Source organism: Xanthomonas sp. BRIP62418 (assembly GCF_003993495.1).
Taxonomy (GTDB): Bacteria; Pseudomonadota; Gammaproteobacteria; order Xanthomonadales; family Xanthomonadaceae; genus Xanthomonas; species Xanthomonas euroxanthea.
Genome location: NZ_QEZG01000040.1, coordinates 185,476 through 197,720 on the forward strand (window position 1 = coordinate 185,476; position 12,245 = coordinate 197,720).

The 12,245-nt window shown below is 65.4% G+C and carries 9 protein-coding genes; 6 read left to right on the forward strand and 3 right to left on the reverse strand.

Annotated features, from left to right (window positions below; all coding sequences use genetic code 11):
* Nucleotides 1–44 precede the first annotated feature (44 nt).
* The 3 genes from EO174_RS13750 to EO174_RS13760 all read right to left on the reverse strand — a co-directional run bounded on the left by EO174_RS13750 (nt 45) and on the right by EO174_RS13760 (nt 3,915).
* Nucleotides 45–449: a hypothetical protein gene (locus tag EO174_RS13750; RefSeq protein WP_126945058.1), complete on the reverse strand. Its 405-nt coding sequence runs from the start codon at nt 447–449 to the stop codon at nt 45–47.
* A 244-nt stretch (nt 450–693) separates the two neighbouring features.
* Nucleotides 694–2,091: a trypsin-like peptidase domain-containing protein gene (locus tag EO174_RS13755; RefSeq protein ID WP_126945061.1), complete on the reverse strand. Its 1,398-nt coding sequence runs from the start codon at nt 2,089–2,091 to the stop codon at nt 694–696.
* Between the two features lie 438 nt (nt 2,092–2,529).
* Nucleotides 2,530–3,915, reverse strand: coding sequence for an APC family permease (locus EO174_RS13760; protein ID WP_126945064.1), 1,386 nt, complete (start codon nt 3,913–3,915; stop codon nt 2,530–2,532).
* 194 nt (nt 3,916–4,109) lie between these two features.
* Here EO174_RS13760 and EO174_RS13765 point away from each other — a divergent pair, with 194 nt between their 5' ends.
* The 6 genes from EO174_RS13765 (at nt 4,110) to cydB (ending at nt 12,244) form a co-directional block, all read left to right on the forward strand.
* Nucleotides 4,110–4,874, forward strand: a complete 765-nt coding sequence (locus EO174_RS13765) for a LuxR family transcriptional regulator (RefSeq protein ID WP_104583040.1) — start codon at nt 4,110–4,112, stop codon at nt 4,872–4,874.
* A gap of 277 nt (nt 4,875–5,151) precedes the next feature.
* Nucleotides 5,152–6,093 carry a proline iminopeptidase-family hydrolase gene (locus tag EO174_RS13770; RefSeq protein WP_104583041.1) on the forward strand — a complete coding sequence of 314 codons (942 nt, stop codon included), beginning with the start codon at nt 5,152–5,154 and terminating at the stop codon, nt 6,091–6,093.
* An 810-nt stretch (nt 6,094–6,903) separates the two neighbouring features.
* Nucleotides 6,904–7,965, forward strand: a complete 1,062-nt coding sequence (locus EO174_RS13775; RefSeq protein WP_126945067.1) for a polysaccharide lyase family 1 protein — start codon at nt 6,904–6,906, stop codon at nt 7,963–7,965.
* Nucleotides 7,966–8,228: 263 nt separating this feature from the next.
* Nucleotides 8,229–9,617, forward strand: a complete 1,389-nt coding sequence (locus EO174_RS13780) for an amino acid permease (RefSeq protein WP_126945070.1) — start codon at nt 8,229–8,231, stop codon at nt 9,615–9,617.
* A 213-nt stretch (nt 9,618–9,830) separates the two neighbouring features.
* The gene (locus EO174_RS13785) at nt 9,831–11,228 is read left to right on the forward strand and encodes a cytochrome ubiquinol oxidase subunit I (protein WP_126945073.1); all 1,398 of its coding nucleotides are present in this window, start codon (nt 9,831–9,833) and stop codon (nt 11,226–11,228) included.
* Nucleotides 11,228–12,244 (forward strand): cytochrome d ubiquinol oxidase subunit II, encoded by a 1,017-nt coding sequence (gene cydB / locus EO174_RS13790; protein ID WP_126945076.1) that lies wholly within the window; start codon nt 11,228–11,230, stop codon nt 12,242–12,244. Before EO174_RS13785 ends, cydB begins: the two co-directional genes overlap by 1 nt.
* Nucleotide 12,245 lies beyond the last annotated feature (1 nt).

Genomic DNA, 12,245 nt, shown 5'->3' on the forward strand with positions numbered 1-12,245 from the left:
GATCCAGCCGTCGCGCTCGAACGGTGAGCTTGCCGCAATGGCCGTCAGAGCTTGTGCGCGATGAACTCGTTCAACGCGGGCGAACGATAGAACGCCATGCATTGCGCAAAGATCCTGTTGAACGGCCCGCGGCGCGCTTCGTCCTTCATCGGCACCTCGGCGCGATGGAAGTCCGCCGTCTGCTCGGCCACGAAGCGATGCAGCCGTTCGGTGGCGCCGACCTTGGCATTGTCGAGCGCATAGGTCGTCAGCAGATACGAGCGGTCGCGTAGCTGGTCGGAAGTGTACTTGCCGCTGCGTTCGTAGTTGTTGTCCAGGCACAGCTGAAGCGCGTATGCCTTGACGTCGTCGCGATTGGCTGGTGCGCCGGCTGCGCTGGCGGTGACCTGTAGCGACAAGGCCAGCAGTGCAGCTGCGGCAACGAGGTGAGGAGTGCGTTGAACGGGCATGCCGATCCAGGTGAAGGAGGATCTGCCAAGTCTGCATCATCCGCACGCTGCAGATGAAGTGCTGCAGGCGGCTCGACGCGCGTGTTCGATAATGTTCCCAGGGCGACGCAGCACCATCGAAGCACAGAGAACGGGGCAACTGGATCTATCCATCAGGCGCGCCGAAACATCAACCGCATTCGGCGCAGGCCAGGCGTCGTCGCACGCGGCAGGCGAGACCCCGCCTGCCACGTGCATCACCCGCTTATTGGCCGAAGTAGGTGGAAATGCTGGAATACACGTCCGAGAAGCGCGAGTAGTAATCCGGATCGGTCTGCGCGGTGCAGTACGAGTAGCCGCCGTACAGGCCGCCGCGCAGCTGGTACGCGCCACCGCTGGCGACGGTGAACAGGCCCGAGCCGGACGAGCCGCCCTCGGTGACACCATCGTTCCACACCACCCGATACAGCGGGCTCTTGCCGTCGATGCTGGTGCTCAATCCATTGACGGTGCCCAGCGAGTACTTCTTGACGTCGCCGGAGGGATGGTGGATGCCGACGATCGCCGTGCCGGTCGCGCCAATCGCGGCGCTGTTCCATGCCGCGTAGAACGCGCCGCTTGGCGGTGCGGTCTTCAGCTCCAGCAATGCGGTGTCACGCGTGGTGTTGGCGTGGCGCAGGAACGCACCGCCGGTCAAGGTGGTGGCCTGCGCGCTGGCGGTATTGCCGTTGCAACTGGCCGCATCGTAGAACCAGTACGTCTGCAGTGTGTTGGCGACGGTCTGCGTGCTGATGCAATGTGCCGCGGTCCAGAACAGGTTGCGCTTGGGCGAGTTGGTGTTGTTGAGCAGCGTGCCGGTGCACAGGAACGAGCCCTGGCTGGTGGTGAACACCATGCGCGCCACTGCCTTTGTGGCATTGGTGAAACCGGTGGTGGGATTGGCGCGGCAGACGACATCGTTCTGGCAGGAATCGCTCTCGCCGATGGCAATGGTCATCATGTCGCGCGGGCTGGCGGTGGGGCTGATGTCCAGATGCGACAGCTGCGGGATGCTCAGGCTGAAGTTCTCCGGATACTGGCCGGCCGGCAGCGACAGTTCCACCAGCAGGTTCTCGCCGCTGACGGTGGGCGACCAGCCGATCGCATCGCCGCCGGCGGCGAAGCTGGCACCGGATTGTTCGAACACCCGGCCGTCGTCGCCGGCAAAGCGCAGCGTCACCTTGGACGGATCACCCGGGGTGGCGCCGGCGCCACGCAGGATCAGCGACGCACGCAGCGAGGCCGCCTGCGCGGAGCCGACCTTCAGGGTCGCCACGCGCGAGCCATCCTTGGCCATCTGCCAGTCAAGCGTGGCCAGGTTGACCAGGGGCTTGGCGACCGTGCGCGAAAAACCGATCTGCAAGGGCTGCCCATGTTTGACCTGTGCGATGCGGCGCTCACGCACGCGACTGATCTCGGTACCGGTGGGCGCAGTGAGTTGCACCACACGCGTGGGCAGGATGCCGCCACGCAGACTTGCCGACTGCAATGTCGCCGCACCGAGTTTGGCCGCTTGCGGCGCGGTGCTCACCGGCGCTGCGTCCATTTCGGTCGGCGGCGCTGCCAGTGCGGAGCCGGAAACGGCGGAAAACAGCGCCAGGTACAACGCATTCTTGCGATTCATGGGTAGTCCTTCTCGTCAGGGAACGGCAGGCTGCGGCGGGGGCCACGTCCTGCGGGCGCCATCGTTGGCGCCGAACGAGACTAGCGAATGTTTAAAGCTGAATATGTGCTGAAAATCTCGTTCAGAGATTGGCAGTCCACAAAAAGATAATCGCGTTTTGCGCGCAGCTCCACGCGTGCACGCGCAGCCATCTTGTCTTGCACACGCGCGAGGCGCCGCAGCGCAGGCGCGCCTTAATCGTTTGCACCACGTACACCGCCATACAGGCAGCAACGCGATCGTGCACTGCATCTGCAGCGACGCCTGGATCGAGCCGTCAGGCGATACAGGCAGGCCGCATGTGGAAAGGCTTGCGGCCCTCACCCGCGCAGGCCTGAAGGTGGCGTGCGCTACCCGGATGTCGGCACGGGTAGTGCCTGTAGGCGAAGGCGCTGCAGGTTATTCCAGCGCGTCGCTGGCGCGGAAGTCGGTCGAGCGGCCGCTGGCCTTCAAAAACGCCAGGACCGCAAGGCCGATCACCATCCAGGCGGTACCGCCAAGTTGCGCATGCCGGTCGGCATTGATCAGCACGTAGGCCAGGATGAGGATGCCGATCAACGGCGTCGCAACATGCAACAGCAGGCTGCGGCCCCGTCCGCGAAAATGCCACAGCACCGCCACGTGCAACAGGATGAAGGCGGTCAGCGCGCCGACGTTGCACAGCGAGGACAGCAGCGCGATCTGTCCGACGAAGACTTCGCCCAGCACCATGCTCAAGCCTGCCACCAGCAGGATGGCGCGCTGCGGCACGCCGGTGCGTGGATGGATGTAGCGCAGGAAGGCGGGCAGCTGGCGGTCGCGTGCCATGGCGAACAGCAGCCGCGAGGTGGCGGCCTGCGCCACCAGTGAATTGGCGATCGCCGCACTGATTGCCACTGTGAGCGCAATGACGACCTGCAACCACGGCCCGGCGATCAGGCGCCCGATCTCGAAGAAGGCATCGTTGGAGGCCTGCGCGCTGGGATAGCGTTGCAGGGTGGGTTGCAGCAGCGCGGCCAGCCAGGTCTGCAGCACGAACAGGCCGGCCACCAGCAACAGCGCCAGCAGGGTTGCCCGGCCGACCACGCGGTTGCCGCCACGGGCCTCTTCCGACAGCGTGGAGATCGCATCGAAGCCCAGGAACGACACCACCGCCACCGACAAGGCGCTGAAGATCAGCTGCGGCGAAAAGGCCTGCGGGTTGTAGAAGGGACGCAGGTTCCACTGCGCACCATTGCCGCCATGCTGGATCGCCACGGTGGCCAGCACCACGAACACCGCCAGCACCACCAGCTGCGCGTAGAGGAAGAAGCGATTGGCACGCGCAGTGGTTTCGATGCCGCGCAGGTTGACCAGCGTGTTGAGCACCACAAAGAAGGCGATCCAGGCCGGCTGCGGCACCGCCGGCAGCACGTTGTGCATGGCATTGGCGCCGACCACGTAGAGCAGCGTGGGCACCAGCAGATAATCCAGCAGGATCGCCCAGCCGGCCAGAAAGCCCATGCCGCTGCTCAGGCCGCGGCCCACATATGCATACACCGAGCCGGCCACCGGAAACGCCTGCGACATCTGCTGGTAGCTCAATGCGGTGAACAGCATCGCCACGAAGCCGACCAGGTAGGTCAGCGGCACCATCCCGGCGCTGATGTCGAACACGCCGCCGAAAATGGAAAACGGCGCGGTCGGTACCATGGACACCAGACCGTAGATCAGCAGGTCCTTGAGCGTGAGCTGCCGCTTGAGTTCCTGGGTGTAGCCAAAGCGTTCCAGCGCAGCCGCGTCGTCGCGGCGGGGTGTGTCGGTCATGCAGGTGTCCGCTGAAAGGAGTGCCGGGTCGCGACGCAGACGCGGTAGAGCGTCTGAACGGCGATGCTGCAGTGCAACTGCCGGCCTGGCATTGTGACCATAATGTGGCCGCCAAGCCCATCCATTGGTAAAAATGCTAGGTTTTCCATGCTGGATGCGCTCCAGCGGCACACGTCGACACCGAAGGACCCACCATGTTCGACACTCTGGCCAGCCTGGGCCGCGATCTGCAGGCGCTGCACACGCTCAATGCCTGCCTGGATCGGGTGTTTGCCGATGTCTGCGGACTGGGATTTCAGTCGTTGGTCTACGACTACGCGCCGGTCCCGCTGAGTCTGGAAGGTGCCCTGATCACGCCGTCGGTCTTCATGCAGCGCAACGCGCCAGGCGATATGCAGCACGTCTGGTGCGAGCACGGGTATTACCAACATGACCCGGTTCAGCAGCGTGCCACGCGGCGTACCACGCCATTCGTGTGGTCCTATCGCAACGATGGCGACATGGAGGGCGTGGAATACGTCGGCAGCCAGCATCGGCAGGTCACGCGCTATCTGTGCGATAGCGGCATGGGAACCGGTGTCACCGTGCCGTTGCATCTGCCTGGCGGCGCGTTTGCGACATTCAGTGCCGCAGTGGACGCCGTCGCGGCCGAGGCGCCACGGCTGGCCGAAGCGCAGCTGTCGCCCTTCCTGCTGCTGGCGCATGCCTTCCAGGCACGTGCGCAGGAGTTGCTCGATCCGCAGGAACGCCGCTGCCACCACATTGCATTGACCCGCCGCGAGCGCGAATGCCTGCAGTACTCGGCCAGGGGGCTGACAGCCAAGAGCATCGCCGCTGCGCTCAACCGTTCCACCGCCACGGTGAACCTGCATCTGAACTCGGCAGCACGCAAGCTGGGTGCGCGCAATCGCGTCGAGGCCGTGGTGCGTGGCATGCATTACCGGTTGCTGGAGCCGTAGGCGCGTCTGGTTCGGCGGCTGCGCCGACGCCTCAGCGATAGGCGACAGACGATAGGCGATAGCGAGTTCGCGCTGGCCAAGGCCTGCGAGCGGCGCGTGCCATCGCAGTGCTGTTCGATGGCATCCGGGCCACCAACGGCATGCGCAGCTGGATCGCATCGCCTTGGTCGGGCGTCTGTCCCCGAAAGCAGCGCGAACCTGGGAGTTTTGCCAGTTAACGCGCGGCGGTTCGCCCGCTAGGCTCGGCGCTCATTCTTGCCGTCAGCAGGCGTAGGTCATGCAGTCCACCGAGGGTTACGTCCAATTCCATGGGTACCGCACCTGGTACCGCATCACCGGCGACCTGCGCAGCGACGCCTGCCCGCTGATCGTGCTGCACGGCGGCCCCGGCTGCACCCATGACTACGTGGACAGCTTCAAGGACCTGGCCGCCAACGGCCGCGCGGTGATCCATTACGACCAGCTCGGCAACGGCAAGTCCACCCATCTGCCCGATGCCGACCCCGGCTTCTGGACGGTGGGGCTGTTTCTGGACGAGTTGCAGGCCTTGATCACGCAGTTGGGGCTGTCGCAGTACGCGTTGCTGGGGCAGTCCTGGGGCGGGATGCTGGCCGCCGAGCATGCGGTGCGCCGGCCGGCCGGCCTGCGTGCGTTGGTGATTGCCAACTCGCCGGCGTCGATGGGCCTGTGGCGCGCTGCCGCGCTACGGCTGCGCGCGCGCCTGCCCGAGGACATCCAGGCGGTGCTGGATGCGCACGAAGCGGCCGGCACCCTGGACGCCCCGGCCTATCGCGCTGCAAGTCAGGTGTTCTACGCCCAGCACGTCTGCCGCGTGCTGCCGTGGCCTGCCGACGTGGCGCGCACCTTCGCCGCCATCGATGCCGACCCGACCGTGTACCACGCCATGAATGGTCCGACCGAATTCCACGTGGTCGGCAGCCTGCGCAACTGGAGCATCATCGAGCGCCTGCATCGCATCAGCGTGCCCACGCTGGTGCTGTCGGGCAAGTACGACGAAGCCACGCCGGAAACGGTGGAGCCGTACGCGCGTCTGATCCCGGACGCGCGGTGGCATGTGTTCGCCAATTCCAGCCATATGCCGCATGTGGAAGAGCGCCCGGCGTGCATGCGCCTGGTCGGCAATTTCCTCGACGACCACACGCCGTGGCCCGGTGCGGAACTGGCGCATGCGTCCACGCTGGCCAGCCGCGCGGTGTGAGCCGGTGGGGCGGGGGCGTGTGAGTCCGCGCGATCCCGAGCGTGCCCGGCCTGCCGGGCGCTGCTGCGGTGCGTCTCGATGCAGCCTGCGCTGCGGCCTGCGCATCGCAAGCGTCGGTGTGGCAACGTTTTAAGAGTCGTCGTCTTGGGACATGCAGATGCGCCGCAACGGCGTGTCGCTACCTCCACGCATCCACTGCCGATCGCCACGCTGCGGTCGGACATTCCCTCAGGCACCACGTGGTCGCGCTGAAGTGGCCTGACCTTGCCGATAGACTTGTCATGGCGCCAGCGCTCGCCCACTGTCGCGAGTGATCAAAAGCGCAATCACGCCTCGTCTTCAGCAAAGCGCATGTAATGCCGCGCAAACCGCGCGCCGGTGCGATGGCACTGCTGCTACGCACCACTACCTCTGACGACTCACAGCACGCGGTCGTGTGCAGCTACCACCGCGTCGCGTCCGGTAAATGCACATGGATTCTTGAAAAGCGCATTCGCCACTAGCAACTGCGGTCGAAAGCGCGCGTGAGCAAACCGGCATCAGTCTGCGTTTGCATGCATGGAAAACACATCTGCCTACATAAGAAAACAACGCGCACGACACCGCGCTGTCCTGTCCCGGGTGTCTTCCGCTGTCTCTTTTGCATGTCCTGCCAGAAGAACACCGTGGTGCGTCAAAGTTTCAGTGATGGATAATTGTTTTATGTTTTAAATCGCGCGAAGAATGCGGCCCCCACGCACCGCTTTGCTGTTGTCGTCGCTACGGCGCAGGCAGCACGCATCGCTTTTCCACTTCTTTGGGAGAGGCTGCATGATGATCAAGACATTCCATGGCGCACTGGCGCTTGCACTGTCCGCTTGCGCTGCGGGCGCCATTGCCGGCCCGGTCGGGTACGGTGCCGCCACCACCGGCGGCGGCAACAAGACACCGGTCAACGTGGCCACCTTCGAGGCGATGCAGGCGGCCATCGAGAGTTACTCCGGCAGCGGCGGGTTGGTGCTCAACTACACCGGCAAGTTCGACTTCAGCACCATCAAGGACGTCTGCGCCCAGTGGAAGTTGCCGGCCAAGACGGTGCAGATCAAGAACAAGAGCAACATCACCGTCAAGGGTGCCAACGGCTCGTCGGCCAACTTCGGGCTATGGGTGGTGGGCAATTCCAGCAACGTCATCATCCAGAACATGACCATCGGCCTGCTGCAGGGCGGCGAGGATGCCGACTCGATTTCACTGGAAGGCAATTCCAGCGGCTCGCCGTCCAATATCTGGGTGGACCACAACACCGTGTTCGCCTCGTTGACCAAGTGCTCGGGTGCCGGCGATGCGTCTTTCGACGGCGGCATCGACATGAAGAAGGGTACCCATCACGTCACCGTGTCCTACAACCACGTCTACAACTATCAAAAGGTCGCGCTCAACGGATACAGCGACAGCGACACCAAGAACTCGGCCGCACGCACCACCTATCACCACAACCGCTTCGAGAACGTCGAATCGCGCGTGCCGCTGCAACGTCGCGGGCTGAGCCACATCTACAACAACTACTTCAACAACGTCACCACCTCGGGCATCAACGTGCGCATGGGCGGGGTGGCCAAGATCGAGTCCAACTACTTCGAGAACATCAAGAACCCGGTGACCTCGCGCGACAGCAGCGAGATCGGCTACTGGGACCTGATCAACAACTACGTCGGCAGCGGCATCACCTGGAGCACCCCGGACGGCAGCAAGCCTTACGCCAACGCCACCAACTGGATCACCACCAAGGTGTTCCCCGAACCGCTGGGCTACACCTACAGCATCACCCCGGCCGCACAGGTCAAGGCCAAGGTGATCGCCACCGCCGGTGCGGGCACCAACCTGGCCGAGTAAGCGGCAACGGCCTGCGCGCGCACCGATCCCCGGCATGTCCGGGGATTTTTGTCGGTGCGAGGCAGCAGGTTCGCGCATCGCCGGTTGCGGCCAGCCACGGTGGTCACTGGTGGTTGCGCACCGGGAGGCCGTGCTCCCCGTGCGGTGGATGCGGGCAAGAGCGCTCCGGGCTGATCGACTCCCGCTCCCGGGCCGGCGTCAAGAGGCGCGGCAGGCGCCGCGACGCGGTATCGTGTCGCGATCCCATCCATCCAAGCCCGTCCATGCCGCTTCCGACCGATCCCGTTGCTGAGCACGCTCCGTCCGCCGCGCCCGCGTTGCGCCATGCGCTGAAACCGCGGCAGTTGATGATGATGGGCCTGGGTACGGCGATCGGCGCCGGGCTGTTTCTGGGCTCGGGCGTGGGGATCCATGCGGCGGGGCCGGCAGTGCTGGTGTCCTATCTGATCGCCGGAGCGCTGGTGATCATCGTGATGAACGCGCTGGGCGAAATGGCGGCCTCCAAGCCGGCCAGCGGGGCGTTCTCGGTGTACGCGGCCGATGCGATGGGCCCGACCGCCGGTGCGACGGTGGGCTGGTTGTGGTGGCTGCAGATCGTGGTGGTGATCGCCGCCGAAGCGGTCGGCGCGGCGGGCCTGCTCGCCTCGGTCTGGCCGGCGTTGTCGGTGCCGTTGCTGGCAGTGGTGTTCATGGCCACCTTCACCGCGATCAACCTGCTGGGCGTGCGCAATTTCGGCGAGTTCGAATTCTGGTTCGCCATCCTCAAGGTCGTGGCGATCGTGGTGTTCCTGCTGATCGGCGTGGCCCTGCTGGCCGGCTGGTTGCCCGGCGTGGTGTCGCCGGGGCTGTCCAACTTCACCCAGAACGGCGGGTTCGCGCCGAAGGGATTGGCCGGCATCGGCTCGGCGTTGCTGGTGGTGGTGTTCGCCTTCGGCGGCACCGAAATCGTGGCGGTGGCCGCTGCGGAAACCGCCGACCCGGGCCGCAGCCTGGCACGCACGATTCGCACCGTGGCCTGGCGCATCCTGGTGTTCTACATCGGCTCGATCAGCGTGATCGTGGCGGTGGTGCCGTGGACCAGCGCAGCGCTCAGCTCGCCGTTCGCTGCGGTGCTGGAGGTGGCGCGCATTCCCGGCGCGGCCACCGCCATCACCCTGGTCGCCGTGGTGGCCTTGCTGTCGGCGCTCAACGCCAACCTGTATGGGGCCTCGCGGATGATCTTCTCGCTGGCGCAGCGCGGCGAAGCGCCGCGGGTGCTTGGCAGGACCAGCGGCGAGCAGGTGCCGCTGGTGGCGGTGATCGCCAGCGTGCTGTTCGGGTTTGCCGCCGCCGCGCTGGAACTGCTGTACCCCAACAAGGTGTTGCCGATGCTGCTCAACATCGTCGGTGCCACCTGCCTGCTGGTGTGGACGATCTCGCTGCTGTCGCAGCTGATCCTGCGCGCACGCGCCGACCGCGCCGGCGTCGTATTGCCGTTCCGCATGCGGGGTTACCCGTTGCTGACCCTGCTGGCCCTGGCGATCCTGGCGGTGATCTTCGTGCTGCTGGCGTCGTCGGTGGACACCCGCGCGCAGTTCCTGTCGATGGTCGGTCTGACTGTCTTCATCGCCGTGGTCAGCGAGCTTGCCCGGCGGACGCGCGGCGCCGCCTAGCATGCCGTAGCGCCTTGAACGCGTACCATCTGGCGGCAGGACAGGCGCGACGGTTTGACGCAGATGCGACCCCGTGTCGCATCGGGAACCCACTCGAGCGTCCCTATCATGATGCGGTAGCGTAGGAGGTCGCGATCGGCCACCGCAGCGAGTCTCGGCGATCGATCTGCACCCGGTGCGCTGCGGTTTCCCCATTCTCCTGGAGGACTCTCCATGGATGCCTTGCTGTTATCGCGGATCCAGTTCGGATTCGTCATCGCATTCCACGTGCTGTTTCCCGCATTCACCATCGGGCTGTCCAGCCTGCTGGCATTTCTCGAATGGCGCTGGCTGCGCACCCGGCTGCCGGTGTGGCGCGAGCTGTATTTCTTCTGGCAGAAGATCTTTGCCGTGTCCTTCGGCATGGGCGTGGTCAGCGGCATCGTGATGGCCTTCCAGTTCGGCGCCAACTGGCCGGAGCTGAGCCGGATCGCCGGTAGCGTGATCGGCCCGTTGCTGAGCTACGAAGTACTGACCGCGTTCTTCCTCGAGGCCAGTTTCCTGGGCGTGATGATGTTCGGCTGGGGGCGCATCTCCGAGCGCCTGCATTTCCTGGCGACCTGCATGGTGGCGCTGGGCACGCTGTTTTCCACGTTCTGGATCCTGTCGTCCAACAGCTGGCTGCAGACCCCGGCCGGCTATGAGGTGGTCGACGGCATCGTGCATCCGGTGGCGTGGCTGAAGATCATCTTCAACCCCTCGTTCCCGTACCGGCTTGCGCACATGGCGCTGGGCTCGTTCATCACCACCTGCTTCGTGGTCGGCGCGGTGGGGGCGTGGTATCTGCATCGCGGCGTGCATCGCGAGGCCGGGCTGCGCATGCTCAAGCTGGCGGTGGCCTTCGCGGCGATCACCGTGCCGCTGCAGATCTTCGTCGGCGACATGCATGGCCTGAACACGCTCAAGCACCAGCCGATGAAGATCGCGGCGATGGAAGCGCACTGGCATGACGAGGGCCAGGACAAGGGCTTCCCGCTGGTGCTGTTCGCCTTGCCCAACGCGCAGGCCGAGCGCAACGATTACGAGGTGGCGATCCCGCGCCTGGGCAGCCTGATCCTGACCCACAGTCTGGAAGGCAGCATCAAGCCGTTGACCTCGGTGCCGGCCGCCGATCGCCCGCCGGTGATGCCGGTGTTCTTCGCCTTCCGCATCATGGTCGGGCTGGGCTCGTTGATGCTGCTGGTGGCCTGGGTCTCGGCGTTCGCCTGGTGGCGCGGCAAGTTATTGCAGTGGCGCTGGCTGCTGGCGGCCTGGCGCTGGATGCTGCCGAGTGGCTTCATCGCGCTGGTCTCGGGCTGGTTCGTCACCGAGATGGGGCGGCAGCCGTATGTGGTGTACGGGCTGTTGCGCACTGCCGATGCGGTGGGCCCGCAGTCGACGCTGATGACCGCGATCTCGCTGGCGGTCTACGTGGTCGGCTATGCCTTCGTGTTCGGCTGGGGCATCTGGTACCTGGTCAAGATCGGCAAGATCGGGCCGACCCCGCATGACGCGCCGCAGCTGGACCACGGCGAGCACACGCCGGCACGGCCGCTGTCGGCGGCCGATGAACCGATCGACGGAGCCGCATGATGGACATGAGCAGCGTATTGCCGGTGGCGTGGTTTGCGGTGATCGGCTTCGGGGTGCTGATGTACGTGGTGCTGGATGGCTTCGTGCTCGGCATCGGCATCCTGGCGCCGTTCCGCAAGGACGAGGCGCAGCTGGACCTGATGATGAACACCGCCGCGCCGATCTGGGACGGCAACGAGACCTGGCTGGTGCTGGGCGGGGCAGGGCTGCTGGCAGCGTTTCCCAAGGCGTATGCGGTGATCCTGTCGGCGCTGTACCTGCCGGTGTTGCTGATGGTGATGGCGCTGGTGTTCCGCGGCGTGGCGTTCGAGTTCCGCTTCAAGGCGCATCGCTCGCGGCGGCTGTGGAGCAATGCCTTCGCTGCCGGCTCGATCCTGGCGACATTTGCGCAGGGCGTGATCCTGGGCGCGCTGGTGCAGGGCCTGCCGATCGAAAACGACCGCTATGTCGGCGGCATCTGGGGCTGGTTCAGTCCCTTCGCGATGCTGACCGGCGCCGCACTGGTGTTCGGCTACGCCTTGCTCGGCAGCACCTGGCTGATCCTCAAGACCGAAGGCCACGTGCAACAGCTCGCGCGCCAGCTGAGCCGGCCATTGACGATCAGCGTGTTGATCTTCATCGGCCTGGTCAGCGCGTGGCTGCCATCGCTGCAGTCGCATGTGATGGACCGCTGGTTCAGCGATGCCCATTACCTGTGGCTGATGCCGGTGCCGGTGCTGGTCGCCCTGGTGGGGTTCGCGCTCTGGCGTGCCACCGACGCGGGGCGGCCGGATACACCGCCGTTCCTGCTGGCGATGGGCCTGTTCGTGCTCGGCTTTCTCGGCCTGGTGCTGGGCATGTGGCCGTATCTGGTGCCGCCGGTCTACACGATCTGGCAGGCCGCCGCGCCGCCGTCTTCGCAGTTGTTCGCGTTGATCGGCCTGGTGGTGCTGCTGCCGCTGATCCTGGGGTACACGGTGTGGTCGTACCGCGTGTTCCGCGGCAAGATCACCGCCGATACCGGGTACCACCATTGAT